Here is a 21,168-nt window from a genome sequence, read left to right on the forward strand (position 1 = left end):
AAAAAATCAACAATGAATATTAACATAGCCAACGAAAAAAGACTAGAAATCAGCAGAGTTTATTGCTAATTTCCAGTTGTTCTCCATTAACAATATATCCACTTCCATTAACTATGATACAAATTGGTCAATGCTTTTGACATATCTGTACTTAAAAAATCCAATAAACTAATGACTCTGGAATATTCCATTCTCGTTGGGCCTAAAATGGCAATAGTTCCTACAGGCTCATCACCAATAGAGTATGTCGCAGTAATTAAACTGCAGTCTTCCATTTCAGATCTTTCATTTTCTTTTCCGATTTTCACATGAATTCCATGCGGGATTTGTTTAACTAAATCATAAAATCCACTTTCACGCTCAATCATTTCCATCAAAGAATGGATTTTTTGAATATCGCGGAATTCCGGTTGATTTAAGATATTGGCTTTTCCACCAAAAAATAATTTTTCATGATCATTTACACTGATTGTTTCTAACAGCGTATGCAGCATGGCATCATAATTTTGAATATGCTGCTTTAACAACACGGCAACTTCCTTATATATCTTGCCTTTCAAATCCGAAATAGGAACATTCGTCAATCTTTCATTCAAAATATTCACCATTTTTTCCAAATCAGTAAGATTAAATCCCGATGGAATGGAAAATATTCGATTCTCAACATGACCTGTATCGGTTATCATTATTGCTACGGCTGTATCGTTATTTAATGGTACAATTTGCAGTCGTTTAAGCTTTGTTTCCTTTACCCGCGGTCCTAGTAGAATGGACGTGTAATTCGTTAACTCAGAAAGAATCTTTGCTGACTTTTGTACAACTTTCTCCAGTTCATAAATTCTTTCTGCAAAAATGGAATGGATACGTGATATTTCGATTGAATTTAGCTTTTGTGGAGCTAAAATATGGTCAACATAATATCTGTACCCTTTTTCAGAAGGAATTCTGCCTGAAGATGTATGGGTTTTTTCAATATAGCCCATTTCTTCTAAGTCTGCCATTTCATTACGTATCGTCGCTGAGCTTAAGGAAATCTCATCTTTTTTAGAAAGAGTTCTTGAGCCGACAGGTTGTGCAGATCGAATAAAGTCATCGATTATAACTTGTAAAATAAGAAGCTGACGATCCGATAGCAACTTTTATCACCTCTGTTAGCACTCATACCCCCGAGTGCTAATTGTTAGCACTCATCAACCCTGAGTGCTAATTCTAATAATAAATTATCAAAACTACACTTCGGTGTCAATTATTTTTACCCTATATCAAGTTTCTATTATCCTAAAATTATTTTTAGTTACGACATAGAATAAAAGTCACAATACTAAAAAGGACTGAAAAACTTCATTTCCAAAAAATCGTCCCGCTTTTGTCAGGCGAACATATCCTTCAACAATTTCTAACCAACCTTTTTCAATCATTTCTTTTATTGGTTTTTCAAAGACCGTTAACAATGGCTTATCAAATCGATTATTGAACTGACTAATGCTTATTCCTTCATTTTTTCTTAGTCCTAAAAACATATGCTCTTCCATCATTTCAGCAGGTGTCAAAACGTTTGTTTCAAATATAGGTAATTGTTTATCCTGGATTTTCTCAATATATTTTTTTATTGGACCGATGTTTGATTGTCTCGTTCCATCTACATAACCATGGGCTCCTGCACCGAAGCCATAATATTCCTCATTATTCCAATAAACAAGATTATGCCTGCTTTCATAGCCCGGTTTTGAAAAATTACTGATTTCATATTGCTCGTATCCGTGTTTACCCATTTCATCCATTAATAAACTATACATATTTGCTTCTGACTCTTCAGACGGTAGATGTAATTTACCTTTTTTCATCAAGTTATAAAAAATCGTCTTTGGCTCAACGATTAATGAATAACTAGAATAATGCGGAAGCTCTAATTGAAAAGCTTTACTTAACGTATCTTTAAAATCTTCTTCTGTTTGACCAGGTAAACTATAGATTAAATCGATGCTTATATTTGTAAATCCAGCGCTTTGAGCTTTATGAACAGTTTGATACACCTCTTTAGATGTATGGGTTCTGCCGATTTTTTTCAATAACTCATCATTAAAAGACTGGACACCAAAACTTAATCGATTCACACCGTATTCTTTTAAGATTCGCAGCTTATCCTCAGAAAGATCACCCGGATTTGCTTCAAAGGTAAATTCACCATCTTCAAATGGAAGATTTGTACGAATACCTTCACATAATTTTTTTAATTGATTTTCATTTAGTACAGTAGGGGTTCCACCGCCTACAAAAATAGTCTTAAGTTGATTCGTTGGATTGTTGGCAATCGTATATTTCATTTCTTCCACCAGCTTATCCACGTAATCATCGACTGGCTGTCCTTTTAAGAATACTTTGTTAAAGTCGCAGTAATAACAAATATGATCGCAAAAAGGAATATGAATATAGGCAGACTCTACTTGCATTGAAATCATCTCCTGATTAATTAAGAATGAAAGAAAAAGAGGGAGCTACGCATGACCTTAATCAGGCTTACTCCCTCGAATTATCTCTATTTCGTGTTTGTATCATCCATTTTAAGAACGGCCATGAATGCTTCTTGTGGAACTTCGACAGACCCAACTTGCTTCATGCGTTTTTTACCTTCTTTTTGTTTTTCAAGAAGTTTTCTTTTTCGAGAAATATCTCCGCCATAACATTTAGCAAGGACATTTTTTCGCATCGCCTTTATCGTAGAACGTGCAACGATTTTTTGCCCGATAGCAGCTTGTACTGGAACTTCAAATTGTTGTCTTGGAATAATTTCCTTTAATTTTTCAACGATTACCTTTCCACGTTCATAGGCAAAATCACGGTGAACGATAAAGCTTAAAGCATCTACCTTCTCAGCATTTAATAAAATATCCATTTTCACCAATTTTGAAGGTTTATAACCGATAAGTTCATAATCAAAGGATGCATATCCCTTCGTACTAGACTTCAATTGATCAAAAAAGTCATACACAATTTCCGAAAGCGGTATCTCATAGATTACATTAACTCGAATATCATCTAAGTATTTCATATCAATAAAGGTACCGCGCTTTGCTTGTGATAACTCCATCACTGCACCAACATAATCATTAGGGACCATAATTGAAGCTCGTACATATGGTTCTTCCACTTTCTCAATTTTTTGAGGATCAGGCATATTGGATGGATTATCTACATTTAATTCTTCGCCGTCGGTTAATGAAACTTTATAAATAACACTCGGTGCTGTTGTGATTAAATCGATTTTAAATTCACGTTCAATTCGTTCTTGGATAATTTCCATGTGAAGGAGACCAAGGAAACCACATCGGAAGCCAAACCCTAAAGCTTGTGATGTTTCCGGTTCAAATTGTAAGGACGAATCATTTAATTCCAGCTTTTCCAATGCATCTCTTAAATCATTAAATTTAGCTGAATCGATCGGATATAGTCCACAATATACCATCGGATTAAGTTTGCGATATCCCGGTAATGCGTCTGTTGCCGGATTCTTCGCACTTGTTATCGTATCACCGACACGGGTATCTCCAACATTTTTAATTGAAGCTGTTAAATATCCGACATCACCAACAGTTAGTTCATCACATTGAACTTGTTTCGGATCATGTACCCCAACTTCCGTTACCTCAAATTCCTTACCTGTTGCCATCATTTTTATTTTATCTCCGACTTTAACCGTGCCTTCTACAACACGTATATAAGCAACTACCCCCCGATAGGCATCGTACAAAGAATCAAATATTAATGCTTTTAATGGCGCTTCAGGATCACCTGTTGGAGCCGGGACTTTTTCTACTATTTGTTCTAGTATTTCTTCAATCCCGATTCCCGCCTTAGCCGATGCTAAGACCGCTTCAGAGGCATCTAGACCAATGACATCCTCAACCTCCTGACGTACCCGTTCAGGATCTGCAGCAGGTAAATCGATTTTATTAATTACTGGTAATATTTCCAAATTATTGTCTAATGCAAGATAAACATTCGCTAATGTTTGTGCTTCAATTCCTTGCGCAGCGTCAACAACTAGGATTGCCCCTTCACAAGCAGCAAGGCTTCGAGAAACTTCGTACGTAAAATCGACATGTCCGGGTGTATCGATTAAGTGTAATATATATTCATTTCCATCTTTTGCTCTATATTTTAATTGCACTGCATTTAATTTTATCGTAATCCCGCGTTCACGTTCTAAATCCATGGAATCTAATAACTGTGCCTTCATTTCGCGGGCAGTAAGAGCATTCGTTTTTTCTAATATACGATCAGCCAAGGTTGATTTCCCATGGTCGATATGGGCTATAATAGAAAAATTGCGAATCCGTTCTTGCCTTTTTAATCTATCTTCATTATTCATTTTTATCTTCACTCCTGTTAAACGCCACATGTAAACTATTTTTGATTATATCAGTAGGAAATATAAGATTCAATTGAATTATATGTTGGAGAATCAAGAAAATAAAAAAGTGTACTCCTTTTTCGAATACACTTAAATAGCTATATGAAGGAAGAAATAAGTTGAATCACCTTTTCAGTCAGACTAGAAATAATATTTGCTATCGTTTTTCCTAGAGATGAGAAAAAATTAAAAGCATGTATTTCTTTTAATTTTTCATGTTTCTTTTCTAGGTCATGAGAAGAAACGTTTTTCCCTAATACAGATGCTTCTACTTCACCGTTCTCCCTTTCTTCAATCGTTAGAGGTGATTTGAAGCTCTCATCATGATAACCTTTCATTTCTACCATACTTACATTTGCTTTTTGCATCCCCATTAACACACCGATGAATAAAGCTCCGCATATTAGCACACATTTCAGCATAAAACGCTTCACGCGCAAATCACCCCTTTAATACGTATTCATTCCCTCGCTATTTCGCTGCAGGAGGATCAGACTGATTTCCATTAACTTTTTCAGCTTGCCAATAATATTCACTAAATACATCTGCAAGTGCAGCAGTAGTACGGTACATTTCATCAAAAGTGTTATCCACCCCACCAATCTCTATTAGGAAAGCATTGCCCGATAAATCCTGATTAAACTTTCCATTCGTTAGCGCTCCTTCTTTTTTAATAACCCCTCTAGACAAACCTTTATAATTTTTCTTTAATCGATTGTCTAATTGTTTCGCTAAGCGTGCATTTTTTTCATAGTTTGGATTATTCCCACCAATTACGAATGCGATTTTCGCATATGATTTACCATTAATTGAGATCGTCGTATCCTTTTTTCTTCGAGAATCCCGATGTATATCGATAAAATATTGAAGATTTCTGTTTCTAGCCATTGCTGTTTGTACTAATTCACGTGATTCTTGATACGATTGAGGATATTTCCATCCTTTTGCCAACAATTCAGTTTGAACATCCGTACTGTCCACCAACGTTCCAATTCCTCTATCTTCTAATTGTTCTTTTAACTTTGTTCCTAACTTTGTCACGTTTACTTTGGAATGCTGTGCAGCGTTTGGATCGTCTACTCCATCTAAATAAGGTAAGAAGGATTCACGAGTATGTGTAAAATAAATAAATACAGAAGGTTTATCACTTTTAGATAATACTTTTTTGTCCTCTTTATTATCTTTTTCATCTAAATGTACATTGTTTTTTAATTTTGGATCTTTTTTTGATTTAAAAACTTTATCTGAAGGCACCGATTCGATTGGCAGGTTGGTGAAATTAGTCCCTTCACCTGCAACTAATATTTCACTATCAAAAAAAGTAAAGCCCGGAAGTTCTCTACCCAAAAAACTTCTTGGATCTTTAAAGCTTATATTTGTCGCCGAATTTAATAAAATAGTAAAAATGCTTGGAAGCTTCTCTCTTGAAGAAATTGACGCATTAATCATTTGAGTATCCGCTGCCAAAAACTGAAATAATAGTTTACTCGATATGTTTTTTGTTGCTTTGTGAATAATCGTTGAATTCACTTGAAATCCCGGTTTTAGCGAGGATATAATCCCAGATAGAGAAAACATGATAATGAAAGTTAATATACAAATAAACCCTGCTTTAATAACAGTAGAAATATTAACAGTAAGAACATAGCTACGATTTTTTAAGGATTTCATTGTTCCACCCTTTCTAGTAATTTTATAAGTAATGTATGTTTTTACTAGAAAAAGTAGAACAAATTAGAAGAACGATTTACATTCATTAATATAAGATCGTACTATACTCCTATCTCGTTTTATAGCCAACATTTTCTTGATTTACTGCATGATGGAGGCTGGAATTTAATCCTGTAGCTAATAGATTCGCCATATCTTCTATAAAAACATCTACTTCCTTCGGAGTTACCATTAGGTTATGACCGAGGGGGGCTAACACCTCATGAATTAATGTTCGTTTTTCATCCTCATCAAGTGTGCCAATAATCCCCATAAACATTTTCCGGTGTTGTTCTCCCGGTAAATCTTCCTCCGTCAATTCCCGCTTTTCTCCAAATGTCATTCCCGATGGTGCTAATGAACTGGACGGCCGGTTGCCTTCTTTCATTTCTCTGCCAAAATGTTTTAACAAATAATCAATCGTATCACTTGTAATAGAGACAGCATCTACAACGGTTGGAACACCAATAGCAATAACAGGTACTCCCAATGTTTCTTTACTTAGCTCTTTTCTTTTATTTCCTACACCTGACCCGGGGTGAATTCCGGTATCAGAGATTTGGATTGTTGCGTTTACTCTTTCGATCGAACGGGATGCAAGCGCATCAATAGCAATAATGAAATCGGGCTTTGATTTTTCAACTACCCCAAAAATAATATCGCTAGTTTCAATCCCTGTTAGTCCCATCACCCCGGGTGCAATTGCACTGACTGAACGATAGCCCTCTTCAACATTCTCGGGCTGCAACGAAAATAAATGACGAGTGACGATGACATTTTCACAAACAAGAGGACCTAATGAGTCGGGTGTAACATTCCAATTTCCTAAACCAACGATTAAACAGCTTGCATCACTTGGAATATTGGAGGATTGTAAAAATCGACTAAATTCCTTTGCAAATACCTCTTCCACTTGTTGTTGTAAGTCGGCATCTTGTTGGCGGATTCCTTGCACTTCAATTGTTAAATAATTCCCTGCCTTTTTGCCGATTGTTTGTTCCGCCTGCTGTGTAATCTCAACACTGGAGATTTTAATTCCTCCTTCTTCCCTTTCCTTAACTATTACTCCTTCTATATCCGTCCCTTTTTCATTCTTCTTTGATTTCTCTTCTACTGCCATATCTTTCGCTTCAACAGCTAAATCGGTTCGTACTGAATATAAGCTTAAATCAAGTTGATTATCTTTTGTCATCGGAAATAACCTCCTTATGTAAACATAAACATTGGTGGAATATTTTCTACATACTGTTTATCTTTTCCTATTTTATATAAATTCATTCATTTATTATGGATGTAATCGCTATTAAACCTCACTACAATTCATGAGAGAATTTGTTTTTTCAGCTGTAAGTATTGCATTATCAAGGTTCGTTTGATAAAATATCACTTGTTCTTATTGTTAAGGATTGTGAAAGTCGAGTAATAATGTTGTTACTCGTAGGAGGTGAAAGAAATGCCAAATATCAAATCTGCAATCAAACGTGTAAAAACTAGCACTGAAAGCAATGCACACAACTCTGCTATGAAATCAACTATGCGTACTGCTGTGAAGAAATTCGAAGCTGCTGTTGTAAATAAAGATGAAAACGCAAAAGACCTATTAATTACCGCTGTTAGTCAACTTGATAAAGCAGCATCAAAAGGTCTTATCCATAAAAACACTGCGGACAGACAAAAAGCACGTTTAATGAAAAAATTAAACACTGTAAATGCATAATAAATTGGTCTGTAACTGAAAAAAAACGATCCTAAACGAGGATCGTTTTTTTATGCACTTTTACTCAGTTTAAAAAGAAGCATTTCGATAATCATTACCTTGTTCATGCCGCTTGTCTTCATTTGGTAATCACTGTCCGCACATAATAACATGATTCTTTTCAACTCTTCTTCTGAAAATAATTTAGCTTGTCCTGCAGCAAGTTTTATTCGAAAAGGATGAACTTTTAAATAAGAAGCCATTTGCTGCTGTCCATATCCCCTTCTTTGCAGTTCCTTCGTTTGGTAAAGCAGGCGAAATTGATTGGCTAGTATTGATAATATTTTAATCGGTTCTTCATTTTGTTTTAAAAGATCATAGTAAATTCTTAGCGCTTCATTTATTTTTCGATGGACTACTTTATCTACTAAGGAAAAAATATTTTGTTCTAATGATCTTGATGTAAGATTTTCTACTGTTTCACTACTAATAGCATTTGAAACACCTACAAATAGTGAGAGCTTATCAATTTCAGCTGAAAGCATCATCAAATTTGTACCCGCTAAAGTTATTAATAAATCTACAGCATTATCATCTATTTGAACTCCATTTTCCGCCACTTTTTGGAACACCCATTTTTTTAGATCCATTTCATTTAATTTCTTAGCTTCTAACAGGGCTGCTTGTTTCTTTAATTGTTTCGTTATTTTTTTTCGTTCATCAAGTTTTTCATAAGGAGCAATTATAACTAAAACGGTATAGGAAGGCGGATTTTGTATATATTCTTCCAGTTTTTGAATATTGTGTTCGACGCGTTGTTTTCCCTTTTCAGCGGTTAGAAAAAAAGCATTATGTAAGAAAATTAATCTTTTTTCACCCATAAATGGAAACGTTTCAGCATCTTCTAGTGCTACCTCAATAGAAGTCTCCTCAAGGTCATAATTAGCTAAATTAAAGTCCATTTCCTCATCTGTTAACACATTATTCACTAATTTTTGTTTTGTCTCATTGATTAAATAGCTTTCTATTCCATATAATAGATATATCGGTGAAAATTGCTTTTTCTCAATCTGTTTCCATAGGTCAATCATCTGGAATCCTTCTTTCTAAAAGGAATTATATATACTATCGTAAAAAAGGAATTGGATTTTGACAAGTATTATATCTAGAAAAGCGGAAGCGCCTTGGTCAGCCCCGACAAGCAAATGTTCTTAGGCAAAAAAAGTCCGCTCTTTGACTTTTATTGCCTAAGGTTATTTGACCTCGAGGGGCTAGGCGCTGGAGCTGGACAGCAGACATATTAAAGGGGACTTGCTCCTTAAGAAGTCAAATCCCCAAATCTATAGTTAACGCTGATAAAAAAGGCCTAGGAAACTTTTTTATCAACGGTAGCCATTATTTATTAGTATTTTCACCGAATTACTAAAAAGTATATGTGTAAACTCTTGTCAATGTAGGCATTTGATTGATATATAGATTTTTTTAATCAAATAGTCTATACTAAAGTGGTAATAGGAGGGGTAGTTGTGAACCAATTCGAAAAAGATGTACAGTCAAAGCGCAACGATGCTATCGATTCGGGAGTTGGCTTTGGTGTTTCATTTGCACTTTTTGCTGTTATGTTCATCATCGCAACTGTCATCAAATTTGTCGGCGAATAAGATGAATTTGTGAGGGAGTTTGCTTTTGCAAACTCCCTCTTTCATTTAATGAATCCTTCCATGTATCATTAATCCGATAAGTTTAACTACTTTATTCTATGGAAGAACAGTATGAAAGGTTCCTTTATTTTGATAAAATTTATATTGAATTGCCCCTTGCTGATCTGTACGAAAAATTTGGATATGGTGATTAGCCAGCAAGGCAAGAACTTCTTCCCGGGGATGACCATATCGATTATTTTTGCCTGCGGAGATGATGGCAAATTTAGGTTTTAATACGTTAATAAACGCTTCCGAAGTTGAACTTATACTTCCATGATGCCCAACTTTTAGTACATCAATTTCAAATTTGTAGTTGTTTAAAAGTTCCATTTCCCCTTGTTCTTCTAAATCTCCAGTAAATAACCATCGTTTTCCCCCTACTTGTGCGTAGAGCACCAATGAATCATTATTTCCTTCGTATGAATCATCAAACGGAGAGACAAACTGAAAAACTCCCGACGCATTCGACCATTTTGCTCCAGCTTTTACGGCCTTTATCGGGATATTATGTTTTTTCGCTGCATCCAGTGTATTGTTCATTAATGGTTTCTCCCATGAGTTGGGCGACAAAAAAATTTGCTTAACTGAAAGATTCTCAATAATTTCTTTTGCAGCACCAATATGATCTGCATCACTATGTGTTAATACCATTTTATCAATTGTTGTTATTCCTTTACTTTTTAATAAAGGAATAATAATATCATTGCCAATTTCAAATTTCTTTGTTCTATTCTTCCATTCATCTTGTTGAAAATCCATTTGTCCACCCGTGTCAATTAAATAGGTACCTCGATGAAATGGAAGACGAATTAAAATGCTATCGCCTTGACCAACATCAATAAATGTTACTTCTCCAATTGGTGAGTATATTTGGCATGTTTTTATCAGCGCTATTACAAAAACAAGAGGGGCTAATGATTTTACTACCGAATAGCCTTTTTCTAACATAAAAAACATCCATTGTGATGTCACGATCAGTAATAATAATACGATTATACCCGGCTTTCCAATAATTAAAACTGACCCTTTTACATCAATTAATTGACCTATCTTCTCGGATAGGAAAATCATCCAGCCGGAAACCTTCTCGAAAATAGTGAAAATAGGAAAATAAATAAATGCAGAAATATACGTAATAATTAATAATGGCAAGACGATAAATGTATAAAAAGGAACATACATAACATTGCTAATAACACTTATAATAGAAAATTCAAAAAAGTGGACAGCCAAAATCGGAATAGCCGCTACTTGAGAAACGAAAGAAACCATCATTGATTTTGTTAAATAATGTTTATACATTGGAAGGATAGATTTAGAAGCTAAAATAATTGAAAAACAAACGGTAAAGGATAACTGAAAGCCAATATTAAAAAGGAGAAAGGGATCCTTTACGAGAAATAGTATAAAACTTATCGAGAGTGCATCTAATGAGGAGAACGGAGATTTCTTTTGCATTGAAATAATTACTAACATTGACATGCTTGCTGCACGTACTACCGGAGGATTCGCCCCGGTAAGTAATGTATAAATGGGGAGAAGAGCAAGTAACGCATAGCTTGAAAACTCCCTTGAAAATCCAATTCGAATAAGAAGATAAAAAATCGCTGCGGTGATTATACCTACGTGAAGACCGGAAATAGCTAATAAATGAACAATCCCTAATCGTTGATATAAAGAATAGATTTCATCATTAAAACTGCTGCTATCACCAAATATTAGTGCTTTCGCATATGGGGCAGTTTCTTTAGAGAATGATTGATCTATATTTTTCAACCCTTGTTCTCGTAGTTGCTTTATCTTCGTGATTATATTTTTATTCGTATCTTTACATCCTAATATTGTTGATCCATTTAATATCCAGTGAATATTGTTTATAAATAAATATTGTTTATAATTAAATAAGTTTTCATTTCTGTTCGCCTCAGGTTGGATTAACTCGCCGGTTATTGTACAATATTGTCCATTTTTTATCGTTTTTTTAAGTCTTTCTTTTTCTTCTTCTGTTTGAATTTTATATTTTAATACAACCTTTTCATTTTGTTTAGTTTTGACGATCGATTTTAATTGGTTTCCGTCAATTTGTGGAGATTCGTTAAAAAAAACAATAAACGTTGTTTGGGAGGGATTTAGAACTGTGGATCGATGCTCTTTCATCCAAAAGCTGATCAAAATGAATAGAACATAAACAATAATCGAGGAATAAATTAAATAACGTTTTTTAAAGAAGAAAATTCGTATCCAAATTAAATGAAAAAGGATAACAAGCCCCCAATGGATGTCCAATGAAATAGAACAACCAGAAAGAGCCACAATCGCCAAGAACACCCAATAGCCTCTCATAGTACCTCCTTTACTTAGGATGGAGTGATTTATTTTTCCACAATATTAGCGAAGATAGTTTTATCAAATGGAACCTGTTCGACATGTACACCCGCTTTTTCATATAATTCACTTGCATATGGATGATTTTTATAATCCTCTGCATAATAGACTGATTTAATTCCAGCTTGAATAATCGATTTACAACACTGTAAGCATGGGTAATGAGTCACATAAAGTTCAGCAGCTTTAGTAGGAACACCGAATTTTGCACATTGCAAGATCGCATTTATTTCTGCATGAATCGTTCTTACACAATGATTATCAATCACGTAGCACCCCTCATCAATGCAATGCTCTCCACCTGCAATTGAACCATTATAACCGCCAGCAATAATTCGTTTATCACGTACAATCGTCGCACCTACCGTCAATCTAGTGCATGTACTTCGATAGGATAACAGATGACTTTGCGCCATAAAATATTGATGCCATGAAATTCTTTCCATATTTCTCTTCCTTTCAAGCATATTCGACAAATTCCCCCTATTGCATATAGTGTAGCGTCAACTATCTTTATTCGTCAAACAATAAATTATGGCTTAGGATCGACTAATCCACTGTAATAGCATCCTTTAACTTTTCAAATGTTTTATCCCCGATGCCGGTTACATTTTTAATGTCCTCTATTCTTTTAAATAAACCTTGCTTCTCCCTATACTCGATAATAGCGGCAGCTTTAGATGGACCAATCCCCGATATAGTTTGAAGTTGTTCACTCGTCGCATTATTTATATTCACCTTCTCTGTACTATTAACAGAATCTGTTGGACTATTTAGGGAAATATCCGATGTTTTTTCACCGATTTTCGGAACATAAATCACCATCTCATCTTTTATTTTTTGTGCTAAGTTCACTTTCGATTGATCTGCCTTTTTCCTAAATCCGCCTGCCCTCGTTATAAGATCTTGAATCCGTTCATCAGGACTTGCTTCATATATACCCGGGTTCACAACCTCTCCTTTAACATCAACAACGATTCTGGACAACTCATTGCTGCTTTCTTTTTCTTCTTGAGGTTTTCCGGTTTCTTTTTCAACAAAAGTATTTGAAAATTCATTGCTGTCGTTTATCTCATCATTAGAATTATTAACAAAAAGATAAAATGCAACAGCTAATATTCCAATTACGATAAGTGGAAACTTATATTGTTCAACAATTTTTCTCAAACTAATCACCTCTATTTTTAATTTCATGAATACAGACAGATATGGGAACATAAAGTTTTATGAGTAGATAACTAAATTGGATGGATATAGGATAGAGAATTCAAGGAGTGTTGAATATGAAAGTAGGTATCATTGGAACTGGAAACATGGGGAGTATACTTGTTGAATCATTTATACATGGTAAGGCAATTTCACCTTCCGATTTCTATATAACTAACCGAACTCGGACGAAAGCGGAAATCCTTCAAGATAAATTTCCAACGATACATGTTTGCGAAAATCCGGCTGATGTCATTAAACATTCAGAGTTAATCTTTATTTGTGTTAAACCACATGACATATACCCATTAATAAAACAAAACCAACCATTATTTACTACTGATAAATGTGTTGTTTCAATTACGAGTCCAATATCCGTCGAACAATTAGATTCGGTATTAGATACAGCTTGTGCAAGAGCAATACCGAGTATTACAAATCGGGCATTGTCGGGAGTTTCCTTACTTTCTTTTAGTGAAAATTGCGATGATCATTGGAAAAGAAAAATACAACAATTATTTTCCTACATTTCAAAACCAATAGAAATTGACCAAAAGATTACAAGGGTGTCCTCAGATATCGTCAGTTGTGGACCTGCTTTTTTTAGTTATATTTCGCAACGATTTATTGATGGGGCAGTGGCAAAAACAGATATTGATCAAAGAACGGCAACAATCTTAACCGGTGAAATGTTAGGGGGTCTAGGTGAATTACTTAAAAAGGGCTACTATTCATTGCCAACCTTACAAGAAAAAGTATGTGTTAAAGGCGGAATTACCGGAGAAGGTATTAAGGTTCTTGAGGCAGAGCTTGGCGATGTATTTGAAAAACTTTTTGAAGCGACACACGAAAAATTCAAAGAGGATTTAGAGTTAGTGAACAAGCAATTTACTAATAATACTTTCGACAATCATTGAGAAATTCCTTCAAAAAAAAGTCGGTTTTCAAAAAATATTTTTGAAAACCGACTTTTAGTCATGTTTATTTTTTCCTACATACAAAAAAGATTCTTTCCGAATCCTCTTTTGGTTTTTCATTTGCAAAATCAGCTGAGGCTTCAAGAACGTCAAAACCCGCTTTATTCAACCATAAATGGTAATCATCTTCAGTATATGTTCTTTGTTTATGTAGTTCATCAAATCTTGAATATTGATCTGTTTTTTCATCCAATACGAAAAAAGTTAATTCATGTTCAACCGAATACGGATTTTCCCCTTCAAAACAATTCCATATGTATGAAACTTCGTCCTCAATTTCCGTAAACGTTTGATTGGAAAAAATATGCTCCATCTTATAAATCGAATGAACGTCGAAGAAAAGCAAACCATTCACCTGTAAATGATCATGAATTCTCTTAAATGTTTCTTGCACTTCATGAGGAGAAGACAAGTAGTTTAAAGAATCGCAAAAAACAGTAATAACATCATATACTCCAAGTCCCTCTAACTGACACATATTTTGTTGAAATAAGCTTAGTTGAACAGACTCCTTACTTGCTTTTTGACTGGTAACCATTAACATATCTTCAGACAAATCAACACCTGTAACTTGATAGCCTAATTTGGCTAATCTTATTGACAATTCGCCGGTGCCACATGCCAAATCCATTACTTTCTTTCCCGGAGCATTATATGTGTCCGCCTTTTTTTGGAAGAATTCTAACCATTTGTCATATGGGACATCTTGCATAAGGAAATCATATACATAAGCAAAGTCCCCATAATTCATGGTGTTAGCTCACTTTGAACATCTATAGTTGGTGCATCACCCCAAAGGCGTTCTAAATTATAATATGTACGTTCATCACGATGGAATACGTGGGCGACAACATCTCCAAGATCGATTAACACCCATTTCCCTTCATCATAACCTTCCATTCTTCTTACATGATAGCCCGTTTCCTCGGCCTTATCTTTTAGCTCATTAGCAATTGCTTGTACTTGCTTGTCTGAGTTCCCATGACAAATTAAAAAATAATCAGCAATTAGTGAGATTCCTTTCATATTTAAAACGACGATGTCCTCTGCTCGTTTATCATCTGCTGCTTTAACTGCCGTCAATAATAGTTCATTTTTCTCCATGCATGTATCTCTCCTTTTTCATGACGATATCATTATATAATTCAAAAGTATCCGGGTACACAGCTTGATGTTTACTTATCAAAAATTGAATCGTATTTCGTACTGAAAACAATAATGCTTCATCCAAATCTTTATCAGCTATTTTTCTTGCTTCCTCCACTCCGGGAAAACTCCGGCCAGGTTCAATATAATCGGCAATATAAATGACCTTTTCCAGATCAGTCATATTCTTTCTGCCGGAGGTATGATAACGAATGGCATCCAATATATCTAAATCTTGAATTCCAGCTTCTTGTTGAACTAAATAAGCTCCAACAGGTGCATGCCATAATTCAGGATTATAGCGGAGTAGTTGTTCATCAAACTTTTGCTGTACGATAATCTGTTTCATTTCATCTAGTGGACGAAATTTTGCATAATCATGAAAAATTGCCGCCAATTCAGCCTTTTTTACATCCACTCGATATTTTTCAGCTAAGTGAACAGCCGTTTCCGCCACTCCTAATGTATGGATATAGCGCTTTTCAGTAAGTTGTTCGGCTACTAATTGTAAGGCTTTATTCCTTTCCATATAATTCGTGCTCCTTTATATATTCCACGACTTCATCTTTTACTAAATATTTGATGGATTGGTTCATCTGAATCTTATTTCGAATAATCGTCGAGGATAAATTAATTTCGGGAATTTTAATATTTATTATTGGATATTGGGTTTGTTCTGAATGGCCGGGCCTATTTACTCCTACAAATTGGACTAGCTCGCTAAGCTTTTCAATATTGTACCATTTTGGTAAATATTCAATCATATCCGCACCAATAATAAAGAAAAATTCCACATCTGGTTCTCGCGACTTTAACAACTTCATCGTATCATATGTATATGAACGTCCATCCCTTTCATACTCAATGAGTTCAATGGAAAAATGAGGGTGATCCGCTATTGACATTGAAAGCATTTTTTTTCGATCCTCATTTGTCACATTACTTCTCCGTTCTTTATGGGGTGGTTCTTGATTTGGCATAAAACGTACTTCATCTAACTTTAAAGCCTGCCATACTTCATTTGCCACAATTAAATGCCCAAGATGCGGCGGATCAAATGTGCCACCTAAAATTCCGACTCGTTTCTTCATAATACTACCTACGGAAGCGTGATTTGCTTATTTTCTTTTGATTCTTTATAAAGGACAATCATGTTTCCGATAATTTGAACTAACTCGGCTTTCGATCCTTCTGATAGACTTTTTGCTACAGTATCGCGATCTTCATCACAATTTTGCAAAATACTTACTTTGATTAATTCACGAGCTTCTAATGCCTCTGAAATTTGTTTAATCATATTATCATTCACTCCGCCTTTTCCAACTTGAAAAATAGGATTTAAATGATGGGCCTTTGAACGTAAAAATCGCTTTTGTTTACCTGTTAACATGAATATTTCCTCCTAAATGATTTGTTACTATTTTTTTCATTCGATTAATATTTGGGGTTTGACTGGTCCATTTTTCAAAGGCGATCGCCCCTTGGTAAATAAACATTCCAAGTCCATTACTAGTTGTAGCACCTTTCTGCTTTGCTTCTTTTAAAATCATCGTTTCAAAAGGATTATAAATAATATCCACTACATGTGTACCCGGTTTTATATTATGTATTGAAATCGGTGAGACAGTTATATTCGGACTCATCCCGATAGATGTCGTCTGGATTAGTAAAGTGTATTCCCCTAACTTTTCTTCTGCTTCCTCCATCAACAATACATTTGTCCGCGAAGGATAAGGGCAGGACTGAACAAGTTGTGTCGCACGTTCAGGTGTACGGTTACAAATATCAATCGTTCGTACGCCATCATAAACTAGCGAATAGAAAATTGCCTTTGCTGCTCCGCCTGCTCCAATAATTAATACCTTTTCATTTTCAAGATCCGTTTTCCATTCTTCTTTTAACGCACGAATAAATCCTAATCCATCAGAATTATAGCCAACTAATTCATTCTTTTCGCGGACAACGGTATTCACTGCACCAATTGCTTTTGCTAATGGATCAATTTTGTCTAGTAAAGGAAGAATAGCAACTTTATGGGGAATGGTCACATTAAAACCATTTATTCCAAGTGCCTTCATTCCTTTTACTGCATCTGTTAATTGACTAGGAGTAACATGAAAAGGAAAATAAACATGATCTAACTGTAAAGATCGAAATGCATCATTATGCATCAGCGGTGACAAAGAATGTGCAATTGGATCTCCGATAACCCCATATAAGTTTCCCATATCCATTACCCCTTTTTATGATATTTATTGTCTATATAAGTGAAGGCCTAATCATAACGTTAACGCCTTTTGGTACGTATGCAGCAATCTTTGCCCCCGGCTCATTGATGGTTACCCACCCAAGTCCGGAAAAGACTATATCCGTTTTCCCCTCTTTAATCATAAATTCATGACGGATCAACTGAGGAAATTCGTCCAAATCATTTTTTCTTGGAGGTTGCAGCATGTCCCCAACATGTTTCTCATATAGTTGATCAGCATTATCTACTTTCGTCCGATGAATTTTCAATTCATTAGATACGTAACAAACGAGTGATCTTCTTCCACCAGTTAGGTAGTCTAAACGTGCCAGCCCACCAAAAAATAATGTTTGTCCTTCATTTAATTGAAAAATGGTTGGCTTAATTTCTTTTTTCGGTGTAATGACCTTTAAGTCTTTCTTATGAACGAAATGGGCCATTTGATGGTGATTAATAATTCCCGGTGTATCAATTAATGCACTGCCGTCACTTAGTGGAATTTCAATCATATCCAATGTTGTACCCGGAAAGTGAGAGGTTGTAATCACATCATTTTCCCCAGTAACATTTTTTATAATTCGATTGATAAACGTAGATTTCCCGACGTTTGTACATCCAACTACATAGACATCCTTACCTTCCCGATAATGATCTATTGCCTCCATTGCTTCATCAATGGAATGACCTTTTGTCGCGCTGACGAGCAGAACATCCACTGGCTGAAGTCCTAACTGTTTCGCCTGTTGTTTCATCCAGTTTGTAAGCTTAGCACGCTTAACAGATTTAGGCAATAAATCTTCTTTATTACCGATAAGAAGGATTGGATTCTTTCCGACAAAACGATGAAGACCAGGTAACCAGCTTCCATTAAAATCGAAGATATCAACGATTTTAACAATTAACCCATCCATGGTTCCTAGACCATTTAGTATTTTTAAAAAATCGTCGTCAGTAAGCGATACATCCTGTACCTCATTATAATGTTTTAAACGGAAACAACGCTGGCAAATTAATGTTTCCTTATTTAAACTAGACGGTGGAGCGTAACCAAGTTCATTCGGATTTTCTGTTTGTACGGCTACTCCACAACCAATACACGTATATTCTGTCAATGTTAATCCTCCCAATTAATTAATCCTTTTCGCTTAAACGATGACATGATTCGTCTTTCTATTTTCCGATTAAAACGAGTCATGAATCCATCAGATTGTGCCACAGGAATGACAAGGATCGTATAAAAACCACTACGGTTTCCACCAAGTACGTCCGTAAGTAATTGGTCACCAATTACAACGGTTTCTTCCTTCCTAACCCCCATCAATTTAACTGCACGATTAAAAGCCTTTGTTAATGGTTTCCTCGCCAAAAAAATAAAGGGAATACCTAAAGGATCGGCAAATTCCTTTACTCTTTTTTCATTATTATTCGATACAATCGTTACTTGGATATTATGTTTTTTCATTTCTTCAAACCATTGAATGAGCTGAGGTGTTGCATTTGGTCTATCCCATTCCACTAATGTATTATCTAAATCGGTAATAATCGCTTTAATCCCTTTTTCTTTTAGTGATTCTGGTTTAATGAAGAAGACATTTTTTACATGTTCATTTGGCAAAAATTTTTTCAACAACAATCATAGACACTCCAATCTAAATTCAACGAACATATGGCCTACAAAAAGAAATTTTTATTACACTTTATCATACCAATTTTAATTCCTTATTCAAAATAAAAATACAATATTAAAACTGAACACTAAAAAATTTCGACAAAATCCATCAAATCCCAACACTGTGGATAACTTTATACACAAAATTCACATTGTCTTATCTACCTTAAAAAGATTTATGTACAAATTAATCACAAGTTATCCACTTCTCTTTGTGGATAAAAAGAACACTTGTTCTCTACGTTTATCTCTGATAGAGTTAGGGTACAACATGATTAACATACTAGTTTATTTATAATGAATTAACTTTAGAACACTTTTTTTGGAGGTGATGGCTTATAATGAGAAAATTATCAGATGAATTATTAATTGAATCCTACTTTAAAGCAAAAGAATTAAAGTTAAGCCAGGATTTTATACGCCTCTTAGAATCGGAAATTCATCGACGCTCTTTATCAAACCGCATGAAGCTGTCTTCGTAAATATGTATCCCTACTAATATGTAGGGATATTTTTATGTGTGACAGTCATGCTTCCTTAATCAATTAAATATCCTAACAGCTCACCCATTTTTACATCTTTCGGTGTCTGGATGTCTTTATTTAATGAAAAAGTGTTCTTTTCGAATAAAAGGACAACTGTTGAACCAAACGAAAAATAGGCAATTTCCTCTCCTTTTACCCATGTATCGGACAAGGCGGTGCATTCTACAGAATTAATAAACATAGCTCCAACTTTTACGATAAGCAAGGATCCCTTATTATGATCCACCTCGGATACCACTCGATAATTTTTAGCTAGTGGTGACCGTCCATATTTTAACCCAAGCCGATTTACTGGATATGATTTCGTCCCTAAAGCGTACTGCTTAATAAGCTTTCCTGTGACGGGACTATGGATCCGATGATAATGTTTAGGACTTAAATATAGGATGATAAAATCACCACCAATATATTTATCAATCTTTGTCTTGTCACCGATCATTTCTTGTATGGAGTACGATTTGCCTTTAACGATGATTTCTTTGCTGGCGGTTATCGTACCATAATCCTCGATGACTCCGTCTACCGGGCTCGTAACAGCATTCTGATCTTGTGTAATTTCACGTGCATGTAATTTTAACTTTCGAGTAAACAAATCATGTAATGTTGAATATGTATGTAATTCATTCATCATTTCATCTTGATTTAATTCATATAATTTAGCATATGATTTAATAAACGGCTTACTTATTTTCGATTGTGTAAAATTCTTTAGCAGCTTTGATAAAAATTGGTGATTGGTTAATTCAATCAAGAAACGATAAATCCATTTTTTCAAGACTTTTCCTCCACTTTTTAAAATATCCTCTTAACTTTAAGGTTTTTTCACTATATAATAAAATATTATTATATAATAAAATAGAAAAATGTTAATCCTTTAATTTTTACAGGAGGTGAAAACAGTTGTTTCATTCTAATGTTATCGATCAAACAATCAAAAAACTAAGATCTCAAACCGCAAACTTACTAACTCTATTAAATTTAGGATTAGGCGGATTTGCTACATTGGTTGCAATAAATGGACAATTAAATTTAAGTGTTATTTTAATATTTATTGCTGCACTTGCCGATCGTTTTGACGGCTTAATCGCAAGAAAACTAAATATAGAATCCGATTTGGGTAAACAATTAGACTCCATGAGTGATATTGTTTCATTTGGTGTAGCACCGGCAATTTTATTATATCAAGGAGTATTGCATTCATTTGGTTATCCTGGTTTATTTTTCACTGTCTTTTATATTGGCTGTGGTGCATTCCGATTAGCTCGCTTTAACATTACAGAAAGCAATGGATTTTTTACTGGTCTACCAATTACCGCTGCAGGCTGTCTTGCTACATTAAGCTATCTTGCATTACCAATCCTTCCATCGCATTTATATCTATTTATTATTCTTATTTTAGCACTTTTTATGATTGCTTCATTCAGATTAAAAAAGTTTTAAGAATGACAAATGAAAAGCCGGCTTCGAAAGCC

Annotated in this window: 24 protein-coding genes; 5 read left to right on the forward strand and 19 right to left on the reverse strand. The window is 34.7% G+C overall.

Translation table 11 applies throughout. The features are described from left to right. Positions 1–107 precede the first annotated feature (107 nt). The 6 genes from hrcA to gpr all read right to left on the reverse strand — a co-directional run bounded on the left by hrcA (position 108) and on the right by gpr (position 7,313). Positions 108–1,136 (reverse strand): heat-inducible transcriptional repressor HrcA, encoded by a 1,029-nt coding sequence (hrcA, locus tag MKY81_RS17805; RefSeq protein WP_107920676.1) that lies wholly within the window; start codon positions 1,134–1,136, stop codon positions 108–110. 177 nt (positions 1,137–1,313) lie between these two features. Further along, positions 1,314–2,450, reverse strand: a complete 1,137-nt coding sequence (gene hemW, locus MKY81_RS17810; RefSeq protein ID WP_108070451.1) for a radical SAM family heme chaperone HemW — start codon at positions 2,448–2,450, stop codon at positions 1,314–1,316. An 86-nt stretch (positions 2,451–2,536) separates the two neighbouring features. After that, positions 2,537–4,369 carry a translation elongation factor 4 gene (gene lepA, locus MKY81_RS17815; protein WP_108070449.1) on the reverse strand — a complete coding sequence of 611 codons (1,833 nt, stop codon included), beginning with the start codon at positions 4,367–4,369 and terminating at the stop codon, positions 2,537–2,539. A gap of 140 nt (positions 4,370–4,509) precedes the next feature. After that, complete coding sequence (locus MKY81_RS17820; RefSeq protein ID WP_107920679.1) at positions 4,510–4,845, reverse strand: YqxA family protein; 336 nt, start codon at positions 4,843–4,845, stop codon at positions 4,510–4,512. 37 nt (positions 4,846–4,882) lie between these two features. Beyond that, on the reverse strand, positions 4,883–6,082 hold the full coding sequence (spoIIP, locus tag MKY81_RS17825) for a stage II sporulation protein P (protein ID WP_107920680.1): 1,200 nt from the start codon (positions 6,080–6,082) through the stop codon (positions 4,883–4,885). A gap of 109 nt (positions 6,083–6,191) precedes the next feature. Then, positions 6,192–7,313: a GPR endopeptidase gene (gpr, locus tag MKY81_RS17830; RefSeq protein ID WP_107920681.1), complete on the reverse strand. Its 1,122-nt coding sequence runs from the start codon at positions 7,311–7,313 to the stop codon at positions 6,192–6,194. A gap of 261 nt (positions 7,314–7,574) precedes the next feature. On the opposite strand from gpr, the gene rpsT reads away from it, so the two are divergent. Then, a complete protein-coding gene (gene rpsT / locus MKY81_RS17835; RefSeq protein ID WP_066227432.1) occupies positions 7,575–7,838 on the forward strand; it encodes a 30S ribosomal protein S20 in 264 nt (87 codons plus the stop codon). Positions 7,839–7,888: 50 nt separating this feature from the next. Here the strand turns inward: rpsT and holA are convergent, their stop codons facing one another. Beyond that, on the reverse strand, positions 7,889–8,908 hold the full coding sequence (gene holA / locus MKY81_RS17840) for a DNA polymerase III subunit delta (RefSeq protein ID WP_325946527.1): 1,020 nt from the start codon (positions 8,906–8,908) through the stop codon (positions 7,889–7,891). A 435-nt stretch (positions 8,909–9,343) separates the two neighbouring features. Here holA and MKY81_RS17845 point away from each other — a divergent pair, with 435 nt between their 5' ends. Next, positions 9,344–9,478 (forward strand): YqzM family protein, encoded by a 135-nt coding sequence (locus MKY81_RS17845; protein WP_066227426.1) that lies wholly within the window; start codon positions 9,344–9,346, stop codon positions 9,476–9,478. Between the two features lie 96 nt (positions 9,479–9,574). Here the strand turns inward: MKY81_RS17845 and MKY81_RS17850 are convergent, their stop codons facing one another. The 3 genes from MKY81_RS17850 to MKY81_RS17860 all read right to left on the reverse strand — a co-directional run bounded on the left by MKY81_RS17850 (position 9,575) and on the right by MKY81_RS17860 (position 13,072). Further along, entirely contained in the window at positions 9,575–11,863 is a 2,289-nt protein-coding gene (locus MKY81_RS17850) for a DNA internalization-related competence protein ComEC/Rec2 (protein WP_341118418.1), read from the reverse strand. A gap of 29 nt (positions 11,864–11,892) precedes the next feature. Beyond that, entirely contained in the window at positions 11,893–12,351 is a 459-nt protein-coding gene (locus MKY81_RS17855; RefSeq protein ID WP_341118419.1) for a ComE operon protein 2, read from the reverse strand. 103 nt (positions 12,352–12,454) lie between these two features. Next, a complete protein-coding gene (locus MKY81_RS17860; RefSeq protein ID WP_328018814.1) occupies positions 12,455–13,072 on the reverse strand; it encodes a helix-hairpin-helix domain-containing protein in 618 nt (205 codons plus the stop codon). Positions 13,073–13,188: 116 nt separating this feature from the next. Between MKY81_RS17860 and comER the strand changes: the two genes are divergently transcribed. Further along, positions 13,189–14,028 (forward strand): late competence protein ComER, encoded by an 840-nt coding sequence (comER, locus tag MKY81_RS17865; protein ID WP_341118420.1) that lies wholly within the window; start codon positions 13,189–13,191, stop codon positions 14,026–14,028. A 64-nt stretch (positions 14,029–14,092) separates the two neighbouring features. Here the strand turns inward: comER and MKY81_RS17870 are convergent, their stop codons facing one another. Genes MKY81_RS17870 through MKY81_RS17905 form a run of 8 tightly spaced genes read right to left on the reverse strand, consistent with a single transcriptional unit; the run spans position 14,093 to position 19,115 of the window. Next, positions 14,093–14,800, reverse strand: coding sequence for a class I SAM-dependent DNA methyltransferase (locus tag MKY81_RS17870; protein WP_341118421.1), 708 nt, complete (start codon positions 14,798–14,800; stop codon positions 14,093–14,095). Positions 14,801–14,835: 35 nt separating this feature from the next. After that, complete coding sequence (gene rsfS / locus MKY81_RS17875) at positions 14,836–15,192, reverse strand: ribosome silencing factor (RefSeq protein WP_108070439.1); 357 nt, start codon at positions 15,190–15,192, stop codon at positions 14,836–14,838. Next, the gene (gene yqeK / locus MKY81_RS17880) at positions 15,179–15,763 is read right to left on the reverse strand and encodes a bis(5'-nucleosyl)-tetraphosphatase (symmetrical) YqeK (RefSeq protein ID WP_108070437.1); all 585 of its coding nucleotides are present in this window, start codon (positions 15,761–15,763) and stop codon (positions 15,179–15,181) included. Before yqeK ends, rsfS begins: the two co-directional genes overlap by 14 nt. Beyond that, a complete protein-coding gene (locus MKY81_RS17885; protein ID WP_325946518.1) occupies positions 15,750–16,325 on the reverse strand; it encodes a nicotinate-nucleotide adenylyltransferase in 576 nt (191 codons plus the stop codon). Before MKY81_RS17885 ends, yqeK begins: the two co-directional genes overlap by 14 nt. A gap of 8 nt (positions 16,326–16,333) precedes the next feature. After that, a complete protein-coding gene (yhbY, locus tag MKY81_RS17890; RefSeq protein WP_325946516.1) occupies positions 16,334–16,624 on the reverse strand; it encodes a ribosome assembly RNA-binding protein YhbY in 291 nt (96 codons plus the stop codon). Further along, positions 16,611–17,462, reverse strand: a complete 852-nt coding sequence (gene aroE / locus MKY81_RS17895) for a shikimate dehydrogenase (RefSeq protein ID WP_341118423.1) — start codon at positions 17,460–17,462, stop codon at positions 16,611–16,613. Before aroE ends, yhbY begins: the two co-directional genes overlap by 14 nt. A gap of 31 nt (positions 17,463–17,493) precedes the next feature. Next, positions 17,494–18,594 carry a ribosome biogenesis GTPase YqeH gene (gene yqeH, locus MKY81_RS17900; RefSeq protein ID WP_341118424.1) on the reverse strand — a complete coding sequence of 367 codons (1,101 nt, stop codon included), beginning with the start codon at positions 18,592–18,594 and terminating at the stop codon, positions 17,494–17,496. Between the two features lie 2 nt (positions 18,595–18,596). Continuing rightward, the gene (locus MKY81_RS17905; protein WP_066227390.1) at positions 18,597–19,115 is read right to left on the reverse strand and encodes a YqeG family HAD IIIA-type phosphatase; all 519 of its coding nucleotides are present in this window, start codon (positions 19,113–19,115) and stop codon (positions 18,597–18,599) included. A 377-nt stretch (positions 19,116–19,492) separates the two neighbouring features. Here MKY81_RS17905 and MKY81_RS17910 point away from each other — a divergent pair, with 377 nt between their 5' ends. Beyond that, positions 19,493–19,633: a sporulation histidine kinase inhibitor Sda gene (locus tag MKY81_RS17910; RefSeq protein ID WP_066227387.1), complete on the forward strand. Its 141-nt coding sequence runs from the start codon at positions 19,493–19,495 to the stop codon at positions 19,631–19,633. 55 nt (positions 19,634–19,688) lie between these two features. Here the strand turns inward: MKY81_RS17910 and MKY81_RS17915 are convergent, their stop codons facing one another. Beyond that, complete coding sequence (locus MKY81_RS17915) at positions 19,689–20,471, reverse strand: phosphatidylserine decarboxylase (RefSeq protein WP_341118426.1); 783 nt, start codon at positions 20,469–20,471, stop codon at positions 19,689–19,691. A gap of 125 nt (positions 20,472–20,596) precedes the next feature. Between MKY81_RS17915 and pssA the strand changes: the two genes are divergently transcribed. Beyond that, positions 20,597–21,136, forward strand: a complete 540-nt coding sequence (pssA, locus tag MKY81_RS17920) for a CDP-diacylglycerol--serine O-phosphatidyltransferase (protein ID WP_066227381.1) — start codon at positions 20,597–20,599, stop codon at positions 21,134–21,136. Positions 21,137–21,168 lie beyond the last annotated feature (32 nt).

It is taken from the genome of Heyndrickxia sp. FSL W8-0423 (assembly GCF_038009395.1).
Taxonomy (GTDB): Bacteria; Bacillota; Bacilli; order Bacillales; family Bacillaceae_C; genus Heyndrickxia; species Heyndrickxia sporothermodurans.